Raw genomic sequence first — 16,643 nt, 5'->3', positions numbered from 1 at the left:
ATTTCCCTACTTTTCTAATTGCTTCACAGCATTCATAAATTTATCACCGCGAATTTCAAAGTTTGGATATTGATCCCAACTTGCATTGGCGGGAGACAATAAGATGCTATCGCCAATGTCGCTTTGTTCATAGGCCAACGGAACAGCCGTTTCAACATTTGATGTCAAAATGATCGTTTGAACGCCGGCTCGTCTTGCTGTTTCAGCAAGCTTCTCTTTTGTTTCACCAAATAGAATAACTGCCTTGACACCCTCAAGAGATGGAATCAATTCATCAAACCCATTCCCACGATCTAATCCACCGGCTAATAGAATCAAACGCTCATTGTCAAAGCCGCTTAACGCCATTTCAGTTGCTAAGCTATTGGTAGCTTTTGAATCATTGTAAAACTTCCGTCCATTGATCGTATCCACATATTGCGTTCGATGAGGAACACCGTGAAAATTGCTTAATGCCGCCCGTATTCCTTCACTAGTAACACCCTTCAATTTTGCCACGACAATCGCTGCTAAAGCATTCTCAATATTATGAGCTCCTGGCACTCCTAGTTCAGAAGCATCCATGATTTTTTCTTCCTTATAATATAGTACGCCCTTTTCTAAATAAGCTCCGTCAGCCAATTTTTCCTTTGTTGAAAAAGGAACGACCTGTGCGTTTGTTCGTTGACTCATCTGTTGCAATTCTTTAGAATTCCAGTTTAAGACTAAATAATCATCAGCAGTCATGTTCTCTTGAATGGCCCATTTAGCCGCCACATAATTTTCACGAGTCTTATGATAGTCTAGATGTGCTTCATAAATGTTTGTAATAACCGCAATTTGGGGTTTGAAATCTCTAATGCCCATTAGTTGAAAGCTTGAAAGTTCCATAACGATATCATCATCTGCTGTAGCTTTAGCAGCCACTTCGCTACCAGGGAAGCCAATGTTACCAGCCAAATGTGCTTTACCTGTTGCTCTTTCTTGATTCAACAATAGACCGATCATGGTCGTTGTTGTCGTCTTACCATTCGTTCCAGTGATACCAACGATTGGACATTCTGCGACTTGATAAGCCAACTCCACTTCGGTCAAAATTGGGATGTTCAATTCTTCAGCTTTCGCTACTAAAGGATTGTCATAAGGGATACCAGGGTTTTTTACCATTAACGAAAAATCTTCATCTAATAGTTCAATTGGATGATGTCCGGTGATCACACGTACACCTTGCTCCAATAATCCTTGAGCCTCTGGATTTTCTTCAAAGGGCTTTCCGTCATTTACCGTAACAAGTGCGCCCAAGTCATTCAATAACTTGGCCGCACTAAATCCACTCTTCGCTAATCCTAATACTAATACTTTTTCGTTTTCATATTGTTTAATTTGCTTCATTTCCTAGTCATCTCCTACAGTACGATCAATAAAACAATGATGGATGCAATGAGTCCAATTGCCCAAAACACCGTATCCACTTTCCATTCCGACCAGCCTGACATCTCAAAATGGTGATGCAATGGTGACATTTTAAAAACACGTTTCCCTGTCATTTTAAAGGAAGTGACTTGAATAATCACGCTTGCTGTTTCAAAAATGTAAACCAAGCCAACTAACAATAAAGTCCACTCTTGATGTAATACAATCGAAACGGCTGCTAACAGCCCGCCTAACGCAAGAGAACCGACATCTCCCATGAAAATTTTCGCTGGCTTTTTATTATAGGGAAAGAAACCAACTAGTCCGCCCATTACAGCCAAGCACACGATTAGAACTTCATACTGTTGCTGCTTCCATGCGATGATACCATAAGCTGCAAAAGAAATGGTGCCTAAGCCTGATACCAATCCATCAATACCATCAGTCAAATTTACCGCATTTGAAAAACCGACCAACCAAAAAATCACGAATAAGCCATACACAATGTTTAACGGCAAATTAATGCCGAAGAAGTTTAAGGTATTTGGATAACCTTCCATTCGATAGATGATATAAAAAACAATAGCCACAACAACTTGCGCAATAAATTTCTGTTTCGAAGTCAGACCTTCGTTTTGTTTTTTTGATAATTTGATAAAATCATCTAAAAACCCAATGATTCCATATAGTAATAATACAAACACTAAAATGAATAGCGAAGTCGTCATTTGATGTGTCCAAAGACTAAACCAAATTGCAGTGATCACCGCAGCAGCTAAAAATCCTAAACCTCCCATTGTAGGAGTTCCTGCTTTGGAATTATGCCATTTTGGACCTTCATCACGAATTTCTTGTCCTTGTTTCTTCATTCTAAAATAGCCGATTATAAAAGGCATGCCTGCAACAGTAATCGCGAAACTACTGGCAAAAGCGATAAAAAGTTGTGCCGGTTGCATTTTTTCCTCTCCAGTCTAACCTAACGTAATTTTCAATTTCTTTTTCGATACTTCTGCATAAGGAGCAATACTTTGCTTCGTGCAATAGCCATCTCCTTTAAAGCTGACATCAATATCTAGCAAATTTGCTAATTTTAAAATATCTGCCTTTGACCAGCCGCGAACATCCGGCATTTCTTTCTTGCCATCTGTCAACAATATCAAATGTTCATTTGCCATAACCTTCTCGCCTGGTTTCGCAGATTGTTTTATAATCTTATCTCCGTCCCCGACTACTACCGCTGATACTCCACGTTTATTAGCATCTGCCGCAGCTTTAGAAGTGGTAAGATTACGGTAGTCTTCCACAGTAACCTTAGTATTACTTTCTTCATCAGCAGAATCCGTTTCATTATTTTGAAAGTCCATAGCACGACTTAATAGCGGATTTGCAATTTCACCCATAATTCCCTCTTTATTTTCTTGAGGTTGCTTCAATGTTAAATACAAAATGTATTCAGGATCCTCTGAAGGAACCATTAATGCAATTGAATAAATATAGGCTGTTTCACCTGTTAAATATCTGCCATTCTCTGCAATTTGTGCTGTACCTGTTTTGGCAGAAATATGATATCCAGGTACTTTGTATTGATCGTAAGCAGAGCCATAGTTTTCACTCTCAACGGTATCCCGCATATATTCACGAACTTTTTGAGCAGTTTCAGCCGTTATTGGTTCGCCAACCACCTCTGGTCTTGTAACGATTTCTTTACCTGTATTAGGATTAGAAACTTTTTCGATATAATGAGGCTGTAGCATTTTCCCATCATTTGCTACAGCTGTAAAACCGCGCATCATTTGAAAATTCGTTACCCCTATTGCTTGTCCATACGAACTCATTGCTTGGTCAACAATATTACTTGTCGGCAATGTTCCTTTAGATTCACCTGGCAGGCCAGAATAAGTACTTTGACCAAAACCAAATCGTTTTACATATTCGGGCCATCGATCACCTAATCGTTCTTCTAGCTTAACCATTCCTACGTTACTAGACCAAGATAATGCCTGACGCATCGTCAAAATTCCTTTTTTTCCTAAATCCCAGTCATTGATAGTTGCATCAGCTACTTGAATTTTACCTGACACATAGCTTTCATTTTCATTAAAGACACCTTCATTGACTGCTGCAGATGTGGTAAAAACTTTCATTGTCGACCCTGGCTCATAGCTATCTTCTATTAGAAAATTCCGCCATGCATCAGATTCGCCTAAACCTTCTTTGGTCTCAGGATTAAATGTTGGTCGTTGAGACATAGCGAGAATATCTCCTGTTTTCGCCTGCATCAGCATTGCAGTCATTTCAGTAGGCTTTGCTTCTGAATTGACTTTATCCATTAAAGTTTCCAAATAACCTTGCAGTCCTGCGTCTAGGGTAGTATAGATATCTTCACCATCTACTGCCTTTTTTTCTTCAGCGACGCTGCCTGGAATAGGACGTTGATTTTCATCTTTTTGATAGACTATCTTACCGTCTTTCCCTTTTAGGACATCATCGTAGGCCGCTTCGACACCCATCATCCCAATTAAATTTTCTTTCTTATCCGGTTGGGCATATCCGATGAAATGAGAGGCAAAGTTTCCATTAGGATACATTCGATCAGTATGATCTGTGAAATAAAGTCCTTTTACTTTAGCCTTTTTCATCGCATCCTCGATATTTTGTTTTGTCTCTTCAGAAATGTTTTTCCCTTTATTACCAAATTCAACTTGATAATACTTGCTTGTTCCATCACTATTTACGCCGCTTTTCAGAGTTTTTAATGCTGATTTTTCTTTAATGCCTAAATACTTATGTAAGATAGAAGCTAATTCATCAAAATTTTTCTCTTGGGCATAAAGCTTTTCTTCTCCTGAAACATAGCTTTCTGAAAGAATCGCATATACTGAATAAGAAGTTGCATCTTCTGCAATGACCTCTCCATTACGATCATAGATTGTACCTCGCTTAGCTTTGACAACCTCACCACCATGATAAAGTTCTTCAGTCTTAGCTTTTAACGAAGTCCCTGCAACATGACCGCCCGCCACTACATAAATCATGCGAACGGCAAATAAAAAGAACAATCCAATACTCGTAGCAAACAAAATAACGCCTACTTTTTTGCGATTGTTCATCGGAGTCAAATTCTTTTTTCGGATTTTTCTTTTTAGCCTTTTAAAGCTCATCTACTTCACTTTCCTTAAATTCGCATCATTGATCGAAAGTCCTGCTTTTTCAGCAATTTCTTTAAGACGATCTGAACGAGACAATTCACTTTTTTCTTGTTGCAATTGTGTCGCTGTCTTTTCTTTCGCATCAATATCAGTTTGAATACTAGTAATCTCGTTTTGGGTTTTGCTGATTTCGTTACGGTAATTGACCATCACAATCGATAGTCCAATCAGCATTACTAAGAAGGCTAACACGGCAAATTTTTCCACTCGTGTAATTTTCTTTAAGCGATCTCCCAGAGAAACGAAGACTTTGAAAGAATCTGGCGTTTGATGAATCTCTTCTTGCTGAGAATCAAAGTGAAACTGTTGATTATTATTTAATTCTGCCATAATTCCTATCCTTTCTTCACTTTCTCAGCGATCCGCAATTTTGCACTTCTCGCCCTATTATTCTCATATAATTCCTCATCTGAAGGAACAATCGGCTTGCGATTAACCAGTTTTAATACCGGCTGGAATTCTTCTGGTACTATGGGTAAGCCTGGCGGCATATCCTTAGGTGTACTGAATTCTTTAAATATTGTTTTTACGATTCGATCTTCTAGTGAATGGAAAGTAATCACACTCGCTCTGCCTTCGACAGCCAAAATATCAATCGCTTGTTCCAAAGAACTTTCAATTGCACCAAGCTCATCATTCACAGCAATACGTATAGCTTGAAAGACGCGTTTGGCAGGGTGACCACCCTTACGACGTGCTGGAGCAGGAATAGCTTCTTTGATCACATCCACAAGTTCCCCTGTCGTTTCAATCGGTTTATCTGCACGCTTACGTTCGATCAAACGTGCAATTTGTTTAGAAAATTTTTCTTCACCATAGCGAAAGAAAATTTTTACTAGTTCATGGTAAGAATAATTATTGACAACTTGATACGCGCTCAACGGAGCATCTTGATCCATTCGCATATCTAGCGGAGCATCTTGATGATAGCTGAATCCACGCTCTGCTTCGTCAAGTTGCGGCGAAGAAACTCCTAAATCGTATAAAATTCCGTCAACTGCTGTAATGCCTAAACGATTTAATTCTGTCGCAAGATCTCTAAAGTTCGCTTTAACAAAGGTCACTTGATTCTTATCGACATATTCGGCTAAACGAATTTTCGCATGATTGATTGCTTTTTGATCTTGATCAAAAGCGTAAAGATGTCCATCTGAGCTCAGCTGACTCAGTAAGTATTCACTGTGACCAGCTCCGCCTAATGTACAATCAACATAAATACCGTTTGGTTTGATTGCTAGACCATCAACTGTCTCGCGTAGCAAAACGGTTGTATGTTGAAAGTCTGTCATTGATAATCCTCTTCTCTAAAATCCAAAATCGACCATTGTCTCTGCAATGTCATCAAAACTAGCTTCTGTTTCTTTTGTAAAATCATTCCATCGTGCTTGATCCCAAATTTCAATGCGATTCGCTACACCAATGATTACACATTCTTTTTCAATAGACGCATGATTGCGTAGTGACACTGGTATATTAATTCGCCCTTGTTTATCAATTTCACACTCGGTAGCTGCGGAGTAAAAGAAACGAACAAACGCCCGCGCATCTTTCTTAGAGAGTGGCATGTCATTCAACTTTGTTTCTAGTTGGTTCCATTCGGTTAAAGGGTAACCGAATAGGCACCCATCCATCCCGCGGGTGACAACAAACTTCTCGCCTAATTGTTCACGTAGCTTTGATGGAACGATCAATCGTCCTTTTGCATCAATGTTATGTTGAAATTCGCCCATGAACATCTAGACTCCACCCCTTTTTACCACCGCATGAGATTAGTCTACCACAATCCCCCACAATCTACCACACTTTACAAAAAACAAAAATAACAGTTTCCTGACCTTTCCTAACCATACCGTATTAGCAGGAAATAAGGTGGTAATAAAGAGTTTTTTTAAAGTTTTTTTCAATTATAAGGCATTAATAATGCTCGCGATAATCAAAATAAAATAGACTAAAACCGATAGTAAAAACGTTAAGCGCCAAAACATTTTAAAGAAACGCCCATACATGATTTCGCGATACCGATAGGCTTGAAAAACAACCACACTAATGCCCAATAATAAAATAGTTAGTAAAAAATATGGTAAAATCGAAAACGAGCTGATGCTTTTTGATATTTCGTGCATTCCCACAATTAAAAATGGCACAGTAATATCTGGCGTTTTCAAATTGAAGCGTTGTTTTAATTTGAAAGTTGTTATGATATAATCAGACGCTAAAAAGACGATAATTGGAAAAATGTACCATAACAATAAAATTGGTGAAAATGATGCCAACAAACACAGTCCTTCCTCTTCAAACTACTACCCTCACTATACTGCATTATCGTTACATTCGTGTTTCAATTCATTTAAAATATAAAGGATTTAGTAAGTTTTAACAATTGAATTCGCGATATTGTCGCGAAAAGATTTCTTAGTATTTTTTAAAAGTTTTTTCAGTTATTTGCGGAGTTCAAAAAAATGAAGTATGATGAATTTGAAATTTTTTTGAGGATGGTGACGGTATGAATAAAAAAAAATCCACGAGTACTTTTTCTAAAGTTACCAAAGTTGTTATTTGGACCATGTTAATTTTAACAATTGGTTCATTAGTTTTGAGCAGTCTACTAAGTATTATGTAAGCAAATAGGCGGAGCAGCAGCTCCGCCTATTTTTTAGCTAATTGCAATAATTCCTTTGCATGTCTGACTGTCAATTCCGTGATTTCAGCACCTGCCAGCATGCGAGCTATTTCTTCAGTACGATCTTTTTCTGTTAATTCTTCCACTCTTGTCAGCGTTCTACCATTCACTACTTCTTTGCGAATAAATAATTGGTGATCTGCCTTCGCTGCTACTTGGGGCAAATGGGTAATACAAAGCGCTTGCGAATTTTTACCAATTTGATAAATTTTATCTGCAATTGCCTGAGCCACTCGACCACTTACACCTGTATCCACCTCATCAAATACGATACTCGTCAACCCTTGAGTTTTTGAGAAAATTGTCTTCAAAGCTAACATTACACGTGAGATTTCTCCACCTGAAGCTACCTTGACTAAGGGCTTCAAAGGTTCACCAGGATTTGTCGTTATGTAGAATTCTACCTCGTCAATTCCCTCAGCTGTAAAAATGATTTCCTTGAACGTCACTTCAAAACGAGCATTTTCCATATACAAGTCCTTTAACTCATTTTGGATAGCCGCCTCTAATTTTTTTGCCATCTTTTTTCGTGCTGCTTGTAACTTCATAGCTAATTTCTGCAGCTTTTCTTCTTTTACAATTAAATCTTTTTCTAGTTTTTCAAGTTTATCTCCAGAAAAATCTGAATCTAAAAGCTCTTGGCTGATTTTATCAAAATAACTCAAGATATCCTCAATTGAATCGCCGTATTTTCTTTTCAATTGATGAATCAATTCTAAACGTTCATTGACCAAATCTAGCCGTTCCTCATCTAATTCCAACATATCCAGTTGACGACCGATTTCACTGACCGCGTCTTGTAATAAGTAATAGGCACTGTGAACATTATCAGAGATATTTTCATAATCCTTGTCCAAAGAAGCAATTGTTTGAAGCTCTTGACTGGCTGAACCAATCACATCTAGCGAGCTTGTCTCTTCGTTAGTCATAGCTTGATAGCTGTATGAAAGACTATCAACAATTTTTTGATAATTTGTCAGTTTTTCCCGTTCTTCAACTAGCCGCTCTTCCTCGCCAAGGGCTAGTTCCGCATTGCCGATTTCTTCCTGCTGAAATGTTAGCATATCAATCCGTTGAACAAAGGATTGCTCATTCTGTTTGAACTTTTTGACTTGTTTTACTAACGTGATGTAGCTTTGGTAGGCTGTTTGATAAGCGGCTTTCAATTCTTGAAAATCAGCCGCACCAAAACTGTCTAAAAGTCGTAAATGAGATTCCGGATGCATCAATTCTTGATGATCATTTTGTCCTTGAATATCGACTAAGAATTGTCCAATCCGTCGCAGATTTGCTAAAGTCACGATTCTGCCGTTTACTCGTGATACACTCTTTCCTGATATGTTCAAATCTCTTTGAACAATCAGGCCTGCTTCGTCAACTTCGATCCCAAGCTCCTCCATTAATAATTGAAACTCTTGCTGCTTAGGTAAATCAAATAGACCTTCCACTAAGCATTTATCGCTGCCCTGTCGAATGTATTCGATTGATGAACGTGCTCCAGCAAGCAAGCTGACCGCATCAATAATAATTGATTTCCCAGCACCTGTCTCCCCAGTTAAAGCTGTCATTCCATCAGTAAAGCCCAAATGCAACGAAGAAATGATCGCAAAATTTTTAATTGTCAGTTCTTGTAACATTTTTTTCATATTCTCCTTTTAATGAGACATACTAATTATTCTGACTTTTCTCAGCGATATCCTGTTGGATACGTATGGCATCTTCCTCAGTCAATGCTATCATCAAAACGCTGTCATCATCATTCAAAGTCGTAAATAAACTTTTCATGAATTGCTTTTCTAATAAATTTGCGCATGCTGAGGCATTTCCCGGTAATGTCTTTACGTTGATGAATTTTTCCATTTGATTGACAGAGATTACCGCCTCTTTTAAAAGATCAGCTAATTTTTCATTCACATCTTCTTGTTCTTTACGCGGTATACTGTAGCGATAACCGCCATTTTGTGCAGGTACCTTTATCAATTTCATTTCCTTAATATCCCGTGAAATTGTCGCTTGAGTTACCGTTACACCTTGCTGCGCAAGAATTTCAACAAAGTCTTCTTGCTTTTTCACATCATACTCACTCAATAACTGGGTAATAATACGGTGTCGTTCTTTTTTACGCATCTCTTCTCCTCCCGATTGATTATTTGTCTAGTTGTTGATGTGCCTCTGTCACAACCATTTCTAAATTGATTTCTGGATTTAACACACCTGTCTCCGCTACTTTTTTTAAATGAGCTAAAAACTCAATATTTCCTTCACCACCAGTGATTGGAGAATACGTTAACTCCTGCACGTCAAAGCCATGTGCTGCAGCAAAATCGGTGATTTCTTCTAACACCATCAAATGCGTTTTGGGATCTTTAATAATGCCTTTTTTCCCGACATACTCTTTTCCGGCTTCGAATTGCGGCTTGATCAATGCAACGACATCACCATTCTCTGTTAAAATTTCATGTAATGGCGGTAAAATCAGTTTTAAAGAGATGAAGGAAACATCAATTGTTGCAAAATTTGGCTGTCCTTGATCAAAGTCGGCTAATTTAGCATAACGAAAGTTCGTCCTTTCCATTACTACGACCCGCTCATCTTGACGTAATTTCCATGCTAATTGGTTATAGCCAACATCTAGGGCGTAGCTTAACTTTGCTCCATTTTGCAACGCAACGTCTGTAAATCCCCCTGTAGAAGAACCGATATCAAGCAAAATTTTTTGATCGATAGCTACATCGAAATTTTTCAAAGCTTTCTCCAATTTTAGGCCACCACGAGAAACATACGCTAAACTTTGCCCTTTAACTTGTAAACTCGTCTCAATTGAAATTTTTTCACCAGGCTTATCTAATCGTTCGTTTTTTTGATCATAAACTAAACCGGCCATTACGGCGCGTTTTGCTTTCTCTCTAGTTTCAAAAAGTCCCTGGTTAAACGCTAACACATCGACACGTTCTTTTTTCATGCTGTCCCCTACTTCTTAAATAGATTTAGTCTTCATTCGACATATTACTTTTTCAAGGCAAAAAGCGCTAGTAATTCTTCAAAAATTTTAGGTTGAAATTGGGCTGCTTTCGTTAATTGCTGAATCACAATTTCAGCTTGTCCTAATTCCTCAGCTAGTGCCTGCTTCGCTCCTTCAATCCCCAGCAAAGCTGGATAAGTGCTTTTATCCGACTTTTCATCCTGACCAACTTGTTTCCCTAATTTTTCGGTGGTACTTACGACATCTAGTAGGTCGTCTCGAATCTGAAAAGCTAATCCAACATGTTTCCCAAGCTTTTCAAGAAGCCCAATCACATACTCAGGCTGATCTGCTAAGATTCCTCCTGCTACAAAAGCATACGTCAAGAGAGCCCCTGTTTTCCCACGGTGGATTGCTTTCAGTGCATTCAGCGGAACATGCTTATTTTCCGCCTCCATATCGCCAGCTTGTCCTGCTACCATTCCCCCGATACCTGCAGCCTTCGCCAAAAGCTGTATCAAAAGTACATTTTCTGCTGGACTTAATGTTGTCTCACTAATTAATTGAAAAGCTCCAGTTAAAAGACCATCGCCTGCTAAAATAGCTAGAGCCTCTCCATAAACCTTATGATTAGTTGGCTTTCCACGACGTAAATCATCATTATCCATTGCTGGGAGATCATCATGAATCAATGAATACGTGTGAATCATCTCAAGAGCTCCAGCCGTTTGATAGACCGGAGGCGTCAATTCTTTCCGAAAAGCCGACACAGTAGCCAAAACTATCAATGGACGGATTCTTTTTCCTCCAGCCTCAATTGAATAAAGCATGCTTTTTTTTAAATCATCATGAATAGTATAAGTATTGATAAAATCAATGATTTCTTTTTCAACTTTAGGTAGTTCTTCAGCAGAAAGCTGCTGCAGCATTTAAGCTTCCTCCTCACTTGTAAAAGGCACTTCTTCATCTTCACTCATCATTTTAGTCAACGTTTTTTCTGCTTTAGTTAATGTATCTTGGCATTGCTTGCTCAGGACCATTCCTTTTTGAAAGGCCTCTAGCGCTTCTTCCAATGGTACATCACCACGTTCTAATTGTGTTACGATCGTTTCTAATTGTGCGATTGATTCTTCAAAGGTTGTATTTTCCATTATTTTGTCCCTTCTTCAATTTCTAAGATTGATGCTTTTGCAATACCATCAGCAAAATGCACCGTCATTTCTTTTTTCTTTAAATCCTTTACCGACCGAATTACATGATCGTCTTGAGTCGTATAGGTAAAACCGCGCCCCATCGTTTTCAGTGGACTCAGTAAATCAAGTGATGTGATTGCTTGTTGTAATCGGCGGTGTTGATTCTCTAAATAGCCTTGCATTTGCTGCTGCAGGCGTTCCTGCAAATAGTCCATTTGCTGTTGAGTCTGTTTGACACGATTGATGGGGTTCGCTTGAGCCAATCGGCTGCTATACTGCATCAATTCCCGTTCTCGTTGACTAACTAGGACCGTCATATTCTGCTGCAGCTGCTGGGTCAATCGATCTAATTGAACACTTTGAGCTTCATACAAACGAGTAGGTTGCCTGAAAATATAAGATTGCTGCAGGCGTTCAAAACGTTCTTTTTTACGCTGCAACTGATGTAAGAAGGCTTGTTCTAAACGTGCTTGCTTTTCTTTAATTCGTAAAATTTCTTCTGATAAAACAGGCACTGCCAGTTCAGCTGCAGCTGTCGGTGTTGCTGCTCGTACATCTGCGACTAAATCAGCAATCGTCGTATCCGTTTCATGTCCTACTGAAGAAATGATCGGTATCGGAGAGGCCGCAATTGCTCGAGCTACGATTTCTTCATTGAATGGCCACAGGTCTTCGATTGATCCGCCACCCCGTCCAATAATCATAGTATCAAAATCTAAGGCTTCTGCCTTATGAATGTTTTTGACAATATCAGCAGCAGCTTTGTCTCCTTGCACTAATGTTGGAAAAAGAACCAGCTGAGTGATAGGATATCGACGTTTCACGGTGGTGATAATATCTCGAATGACGGCACCGCTGGGACTTGTAATCACCGCAATCCGCTTTGGATAGCGTGGAAGAGATCTCTTTGGTTGCGAGAATAGCCCTTCTTTATTCAGTTTCTCTCGCAATTCAGCAAGAGCCTGATACAAAGCGCCTACACCGTCCGGTTCCATGTGATCAATATAAATTTGATAATTCCCGCTGGCTTCATATAAAGCTACGCGACCAACTACCAAAACCTTCATCCCTTCTTTTGGTGTGAATTTCAGTTTTTGAAAGGCACCTTTGAACATGATGGCACTAATCTTTGAGCGTTCATCTTTCAAGCTGAAATATTGATGACTATTTGCCCGCATACGAAAATTCGATATTTCTCCGGTCAAATAGACCCTCTCTAAATAGGGGTCTACGTCGAATTTCCGTTTTATATACTTGTTTAAAGCACTGACAGTCAGATACTCTTGTGTCATTTAAACACCTCTCTGCTATTCGTGGTCCAATACTTGCCGTTCGCAGCATTCTACTGTTTGCTGCATTAGCATTGTAATGGTCATTGGTCCTACCCCACCTGGAACAGGTGTGATATAACTGGCAATTGGTTCGACTTCATCAAATTTCACGTCGCCGATTAGTTTACCTTCTTCATTGCGATTCATCCCAACATCAATTACGACTGCCCCTGGTTTTATAAACTCTTTCGTAACGAAATGACCTTTGCCGATTGCTACAACTAAAATATCTGCTTTGCTAGCAACGTTTGCCAGATCTTCCGTTTTCGAATGAGTCAACGTCACCGTTGCATCCGCTCCTAAAAGCAAGATCGCCATTGGTTTGCCGACGATATTACTGCGTCCAATCACAACTGCTTGTTTCCCAGCTAATGGAATATCGTATTCTTCAAACATTTTCATAATACCGTATGGTGTACAAGGAATTGTATGCGGCATTCCCGCGAATAATCTTCCCATGTTCATTGGATGGAATCCGTCAACATCTTTTAATGGATTGATTGCAAGCAAAACCTTCTCTTCATCAATATGATCCGGTAATGGCAACTGTACTAAAATTCCATGGAATTCATTTGATTTATTGAAGTGTTCAATTTCCTTAATCAAATCAGCCTCTGTGATCGCTTCGGGATAGCGTTTTACTTCAGAATGAATCCCAATCTTTTTGGCTGCACGTTCCTTATTTCTCACATATATTTGACTAGCAGGGTTTTCTCCAACCAGTAACACGACCAATCCTGGATGAATCCCTTTCGCTGCTAATGTTTCAACTTGTTTAGCTGTTTCTTGCTGAAGTTTTTCTGCCAATTCTTTTCCCTTAATAATTTGTGCCATTTTTTAATCCCCACTTCTTTCCCTATATAGTTTAAATGAAGCTGGGAAAAATAGCTTCATCAGCTATTTGCCCCAGCTTCATCGATCTCTTTCATTACATTAGATAAGATACCATTGACGAACTTTCTTGATTGGTCATCACTGAAAGTTTTAGCCAATTCGATCGCTTCATTTAGAACCACTCGATTGGGTACTTGAGTATTGTACAGCATCTCGTAGATTCCTAGCCGCAAGATAATCAAATCCATTTTTGCAATTCGTTGAATCGACCAGTTAGAACGTAAATGCTTTTGAATAATCTCATCTAGCTCTGTTTGGTGTTCCACGACTCCCCCAACTATTTCATCAAGATAAACAGGAACAAAGGCTTCTTCGTCTTCACTGACGAATTCTTGCTGGTCAATACTTAATGCGTGGTTAATGGCATCCTTTTTGGTTAAATCCTGATTGAAGTCTAACGGGAATAGCGCCTGTAAGGCTTTTTCCCGAATCTCATGACGTGATAATTCTTTACTCATTATTTTCCTCTTCATCATTGAATAATTCTTCTAGGGTCGGTTGTTCTAATTTTTCAGCTACGACGCCTACTACATGGATGTTTACTTCGCTCAACGCTAAATCAGTCATAAATAAAACTTGCTGTTTTACACGTTCTTGCATAGCCATTGCTACTTTCGGTACAGAAGTGCCGTAATCAAAATAAGAATAGATATCGACTTTCAATCCGTCTTCATCATTTTTAAGATAAACACCTTTTCCATGAGCGGCTTTACCAAGCAGTTCAGTCACATTGCTTGCTAGAGAACCACGCATACCATAAACACCGTCCACTTTAGAAGCTGCGATTCCAATAATTACTTCAATCACTTCTGGTGCAATGATAATTTCACCGAGTTCAGGACTTTCGCCTAAAACTAAATTTTTTTCATCTGCCATCTTACTCTCTCCTTATTCCTCCAATGTACTTATTTTTCCTTATAAAAAACAAGTCTGATGTTCATGTATCGCCCGAATAGAGATTACTCCATCGATTAGCTCTAAGAATAATACTAATTCTTTTATATTTAAACGCCACATACTGCTAGTCCGTAAAAACTGAACCTTTTATGCTCGAGATACGTAACTGCCATCTTGAGTATTGACGATCAGCTTGTCTCCCTGATTCACGAAGAATGGTACATTGACTGTCAAACCTGTTTCCATCACAGCTGGCTTTGAACCGCCTGATGAGGTATCGCCTTTAATGTTTGGTTCTGTTTCCGCAACTTCTAATGTTACAGTGTTTGGAAGATCCACCCCTAAAACTTCGTTCCCATACATAATAACGGTTAATTCTGTGTTTTCTAATACGTAAAGCATTTCTTCTGCTACTTGTTGCTTAGGCATTTCGATTTGTTCGTAGCTTTGCATATCCATGAACACGTAGTTATCGCCATCATCATAAAGATATTGCATTTTTTTATTGTCAATTTGAGCTTTCGCAACTTTTTCACCCGCACGGAACGTTTTTTCTTGCATAGCTCCAGTACGCAGATTTTTGAGTTTTGAACGAACGAAGGCCGCACCTTTACCTGGTTTCACATGTTGGAAATCGACTACACGCCAAATGCCGCCGTCCACCTCGATAGTTAAACCAGTTTTAAAATCGTTTACTGAAATCATGATACTTCCTCCTAATTCAATGAAAGGAAATCAATTATTATTCTACTATTATATAGAAAGAATAGAAATATTAATTCCCTGCATATTGCCCATCTTTGCAGATTTGGTTCTAGTTTATCATTTCTTGTTTACTTACGCTACCTCTACCCAATTACGGCTTGTTCTTTTTAATGAAACTATTTTTAAAGCATCCCCTACTCTAATCTTGCTAAAATATATAGGGAAACTGATACTTATAAAATGATGAGTTCCTTCGGTGAATGCGTCAAAATTCGATTGCCTTCAGCTAAAATCACCAAATCATCTTCAATCCGAACACCGCCAAGACCAGCTAAGTAAATTCCCGGCTCATCAGTGATGATATTGCCGACTTCTAGTGGCTCACCGTTGGATTGACTAACATTCGGCCCTTCATGAATTTCCATTCCAATACCATGCCCGGTAGAATGTCCAAAAGCCTCGCCATAGCCAGCTTCAGTAATAAAATCTCGAGCTGCCGCATCTAATTGTGCACCAGTTACTCCGGCCTGGGCCACTTCGATAACTTTTTGCTGCGCTTCTAAAACGATTTGATAAATATCTTTTAACTGTTGTTCTGGCTCCCCTATTGCAAAAGTACGTGTGATATCCGATACATATCCTTGATATACACAACCAAAATCCAGTGTAATCAAATCGCCGTACTCAATTTTTTTATTGCTGGCGACGCCATGAGGTAAAGCTGATCGAACACCGCTAGCAACGATTGTATCAAACGATGTGCCGGATGCCCCAAGTGAGCGCATAAAGAAGTCCAATTGATTTGCTACCTCAATTTCCATCATTCCCGGACGAATCATCTTTAGGACATGCTCGAATCCTTCATCAGCTATCGCACAAGCCTTTTCAATGATGGCAATTTCTCCCGGATCCTTCTGTTCCCGCAACTTTTCAATGAAACCGCTGGCCGGTGCCAGCTCTGCGTCAATTGCTTCTTCAAAAACAGAATACTCAGCATAGGTCATGAAGGCGTCCTCAAATCCAAGAACGCTGATGCCCTCGCTTTCCATCAGTCTGATGATTTCTCCTATGGTATCTCCTTGATGTTGAATAATCGTCATTCCTTGAACTTGCTCATTGGCTTGTTCAATATAACGAAAATCAGTAATAAAGAACGCTCTTTCTAATGTAATAAATGCTAAACCAGCTGTCCCAGTAAAGTTTGTTAAATAACGCAAGTTCGCCGGACTTGTTACTAAGTACGCATCAATTACTTCTTTTTTCATTAATCTACGTAAATTTTCCATTCGTTTTATCATTCTTATCACCCACAATCCATTATAACAAAGTCTTTCAAAAAGCTGAACGAACACGACTAGAAAAACAAAAATCTCTGCTTTT

The 16,643-nt window shown here is 39.0% G+C and carries 19 protein-coding genes; 1 reads left to right on the top strand and 18 read right to left on the bottom strand.

Going from position 1 to position 16,643, the window contains the following annotated elements:
- Nucleotides 1–6: 6 nt before the first annotated feature.
- From murD to IGI67_RS00490, 7 genes are all read right to left on the bottom strand, one after another.
- A complete protein-coding gene (murD, locus tag IGI67_RS00520; RefSeq protein WP_429956425.1) occupies nt 7–1,371 on the bottom strand; it encodes a UDP-N-acetylmuramoyl-L-alanine--D-glutamate ligase in 1,365 nt (454 codons plus the stop codon).
- Between the two features lie 14 nt (nt 1,372–1,385).
- Complete coding sequence (gene mraY, locus IGI67_RS00515) at nt 1,386–2,348, bottom strand: phospho-N-acetylmuramoyl-pentapeptide-transferase (RefSeq protein ID WP_207108562.1); 963 nt, start codon at nt 2,346–2,348, stop codon at nt 1,386–1,388.
- A 15-nt stretch (nt 2,349–2,363) separates the two neighbouring features.
- The gene (locus IGI67_RS00510; RefSeq protein WP_429956424.1) at nt 2,364–4,553 is read right to left on the bottom strand and encodes a penicillin-binding transpeptidase domain-containing protein; all 2,190 of its coding nucleotides are present in this window, start codon (nt 4,551–4,553) and stop codon (nt 2,364–2,366) included.
- Nucleotides 4,554–4,931, bottom strand: coding sequence for a cell division protein FtsL (gene ftsL, locus IGI67_RS00505; RefSeq protein WP_429956423.1), 378 nt, complete (start codon nt 4,929–4,931; stop codon nt 4,554–4,556).
- Nucleotides 4,932–4,936: 5 nt separating this feature from the next.
- Nucleotides 4,937–5,890 carry a 16S rRNA (cytosine(1402)-N(4))-methyltransferase RsmH gene (gene rsmH, locus IGI67_RS00500; protein WP_429956422.1) on the bottom strand — a complete coding sequence of 318 codons (954 nt, stop codon included), beginning with the start codon at nt 5,888–5,890 and terminating at the stop codon, nt 4,937–4,939.
- Between the two features lie 15 nt (nt 5,891–5,905).
- Nucleotides 5,906–6,337 carry a division/cell wall cluster transcriptional repressor MraZ gene (mraZ, locus tag IGI67_RS00495; protein ID WP_207108558.1) on the bottom strand — a complete coding sequence of 144 codons (432 nt, stop codon included), beginning with the start codon at nt 6,335–6,337 and terminating at the stop codon, nt 5,906–5,908.
- A 168-nt stretch (nt 6,338–6,505) separates the two neighbouring features.
- Nucleotides 6,506–6,877 (bottom strand): DUF3397 domain-containing protein, encoded by a 372-nt coding sequence (locus IGI67_RS00490; RefSeq protein ID WP_207108557.1) that lies wholly within the window; start codon nt 6,875–6,877, stop codon nt 6,506–6,508.
- Between the two features lie 227 nt (nt 6,878–7,104).
- Between IGI67_RS00490 and IGI67_RS00485 the strand changes: the two genes are divergently transcribed.
- On the top strand, nt 7,105–7,221 hold the full coding sequence (locus tag IGI67_RS00485) for a DUF4044 domain-containing protein (RefSeq protein ID WP_088933054.1): 117 nt from the start codon (nt 7,105–7,107) through the stop codon (nt 7,219–7,221).
- Between the two features lie 26 nt (nt 7,222–7,247).
- Here IGI67_RS00485 and recN read toward each other — a convergent pair whose 3' ends face one another.
- From recN to IGI67_RS00430, 11 genes are all read right to left on the bottom strand, one after another.
- Entirely contained in the window at nt 7,248–8,918 is a 1,671-nt protein-coding gene (gene recN, locus IGI67_RS00480) for a DNA repair protein RecN (RefSeq protein WP_429956421.1), read from the bottom strand.
- 31 nt (nt 8,919–8,949) lie between these two features.
- Nucleotides 8,950–9,408 (bottom strand): arginine repressor, encoded by a 459-nt coding sequence (locus IGI67_RS00475; protein WP_207108555.1) that lies wholly within the window; start codon nt 9,406–9,408, stop codon nt 8,950–8,952.
- A gap of 19 nt (nt 9,409–9,427) precedes the next feature.
- The gene (locus IGI67_RS00470) at nt 9,428–10,243 is read right to left on the bottom strand and encodes a TlyA family RNA methyltransferase (RefSeq protein ID WP_207108554.1); all 816 of its coding nucleotides are present in this window, start codon (nt 10,241–10,243) and stop codon (nt 9,428–9,430) included.
- 44 nt (nt 10,244–10,287) lie between these two features.
- Nucleotides 10,288–11,172 (bottom strand): polyprenyl synthetase family protein, encoded by an 885-nt coding sequence (locus IGI67_RS00465; RefSeq protein ID WP_429956420.1) that lies wholly within the window; start codon nt 11,170–11,172, stop codon nt 10,288–10,290.
- The gene (locus IGI67_RS00460) at nt 11,173–11,394 is read right to left on the bottom strand and encodes an exodeoxyribonuclease VII small subunit (RefSeq protein WP_207108552.1); all 222 of its coding nucleotides are present in this window, start codon (nt 11,392–11,394) and stop codon (nt 11,173–11,175) included. It abuts the gene before it with no gap.
- Nucleotides 11,394–12,728 (bottom strand): exodeoxyribonuclease VII large subunit, encoded by a 1,335-nt coding sequence (gene xseA, locus IGI67_RS00455; RefSeq protein ID WP_429956419.1) that lies wholly within the window; start codon nt 12,726–12,728, stop codon nt 11,394–11,396. Before xseA ends, IGI67_RS00460 begins: the two co-directional genes overlap by 1 nt.
- A 15-nt stretch (nt 12,729–12,743) precedes the next feature.
- Nucleotides 12,744–13,601, bottom strand: a complete 858-nt coding sequence (locus IGI67_RS00450) for a bifunctional methylenetetrahydrofolate dehydrogenase/methenyltetrahydrofolate cyclohydrolase (RefSeq protein ID WP_429956418.1) — start codon at nt 13,599–13,601, stop codon at nt 12,744–12,746.
- A gap of 59 nt (nt 13,602–13,660) precedes the next feature.
- Nucleotides 13,661–14,119 (bottom strand): transcription antitermination factor NusB, encoded by a 459-nt coding sequence (nusB, locus tag IGI67_RS00445; protein WP_207108549.1) that lies wholly within the window; start codon nt 14,117–14,119, stop codon nt 13,661–13,663.
- Nucleotides 14,112–14,537: an Asp23/Gls24 family envelope stress response protein gene (locus IGI67_RS00440; RefSeq protein WP_207108548.1), complete on the bottom strand. Its 426-nt coding sequence runs from the start codon at nt 14,535–14,537 to the stop codon at nt 14,112–14,114. Before IGI67_RS00440 ends, nusB begins: the two co-directional genes overlap by 8 nt.
- A 168-nt stretch (nt 14,538–14,705) precedes the next feature.
- Nucleotides 14,706–15,263, bottom strand: a complete 558-nt coding sequence (gene efp / locus IGI67_RS00435) for an elongation factor P (protein ID WP_207108547.1) — start codon at nt 15,261–15,263, stop codon at nt 14,706–14,708.
- Nucleotides 15,264–15,496: 233 nt separating this feature from the next.
- Nucleotides 15,497–16,561, bottom strand: coding sequence for a M24 family metallopeptidase (locus IGI67_RS00430; RefSeq protein ID WP_429956417.1), 1,065 nt, complete (start codon nt 16,559–16,561; stop codon nt 15,497–15,499).
- Nucleotides 16,562–16,643 lie beyond the last annotated feature (82 nt).

Origin of the sequence: Enterococcus sp. AZ196 (assembly GCF_050498845.1) — a bacterium.
Classification (GTDB): domain Bacteria; phylum Bacillota; class Bacilli; order Lactobacillales; family Enterococcaceae; genus Enterococcus_A; species Enterococcus_A murrayae.
This window is presented reverse-complemented; position numbering and strand designations above follow the sequence as displayed.

Excerpts from the sequence above, each read along its gene's own strand:
- murD (WP_429956425.1), bottom strand. The coding sequence starts at position 1,371 with ATGAAGCAAATTAAACAATATGAAAACGAAAAAGTATTAGTATTAGGA.
- mraY (WP_207108562.1), bottom strand. The coding sequence starts at position 2,348 with ATGCAACCGGCACAACTTTTTATCGCTTTTGCCAGTAGTTTCGCGATT.
- IGI67_RS00510 (WP_429956424.1), bottom strand. The coding sequence starts at position 4,553 with ATGAGCTTTAAAAGGCTAAAAAGAAAAATCCGAAAAAAGAATTTGACT.
- ftsL (WP_429956423.1), bottom strand. The coding sequence starts at position 4,931 with ATGGCAGAATTAAATAATAATCAACAGTTTCACTTTGATTCTCAGCAA.
- rsmH (WP_429956422.1), bottom strand. The coding sequence starts at position 5,890 with ATGACAGACTTTCAACATACAACCGTTTTGCTACGCGAGACAGTTGAT.
- mraZ (WP_207108558.1), bottom strand. The coding sequence starts at position 6,337 with ATGTTCATGGGCGAATTTCAACATAACATTGATGCAAAAGGACGATTG.
- IGI67_RS00485 (WP_088933054.1), top strand. The coding sequence starts at position 7,105 with ATGAATAAAAAAAAATCCACGAGTACTTTTTCTAAAGTTACCAAAGTT.
- recN (WP_429956421.1), bottom strand. The coding sequence starts at position 8,918 with ATGTTACAAGAACTGACAATTAAAAATTTTGCGATCATTTCTTCGTTG.
- IGI67_RS00475 (WP_207108555.1), bottom strand. The coding sequence starts at position 9,408 with ATGCGTAAAAAAGAACGACACCGTATTATTACCCAGTTATTGAGTGAG.
- IGI67_RS00470 (WP_207108554.1), bottom strand. The coding sequence starts at position 10,243 with ATGAAAAAAGAACGTGTCGATGTGTTAGCGTTTAACCAGGGACTTTTT.
- IGI67_RS00465 (WP_429956420.1), bottom strand. The coding sequence starts at position 11,172 with ATGCTGCAGCAGCTTTCTGCTGAAGAACTACCTAAAGTTGAAAAAGAA.
- IGI67_RS00460 (WP_207108552.1), bottom strand. The coding sequence starts at position 11,394 with ATGGAAAATACAACCTTTGAAGAATCAATCGCACAATTAGAAACGATC.
- xseA (WP_429956419.1), bottom strand. The coding sequence starts at position 12,728 with ATGACACAAGAGTATCTGACTGTCAGTGCTTTAAACAAGTATATAAAA.
- IGI67_RS00450 (WP_429956418.1), bottom strand. The coding sequence starts at position 13,601 with ATGGCACAAATTATTAAGGGAAAAGAATTGGCAGAAAAACTTCAGCAA.
- nusB (WP_207108549.1), bottom strand. The coding sequence starts at position 14,119 with ATGAGTAAAGAATTATCACGTCATGAGATTCGGGAAAAAGCCTTACAG.
- IGI67_RS00440 (WP_207108548.1), bottom strand. The coding sequence starts at position 14,537 with ATGGCAGATGAAAAAAATTTAGTTTTAGGCGAAAGTCCTGAACTCGGT.
- efp (WP_207108547.1), bottom strand. The coding sequence starts at position 15,263 with ATGATTTCAGTAAACGATTTTAAAACTGGTTTAACTATCGAGGTGGAC.
- IGI67_RS00430 (WP_429956417.1), bottom strand. The coding sequence starts at position 16,561 with ATGATAAAACGAATGGAAAATTTACGTAGATTAATGAAAAAAGAAGTA.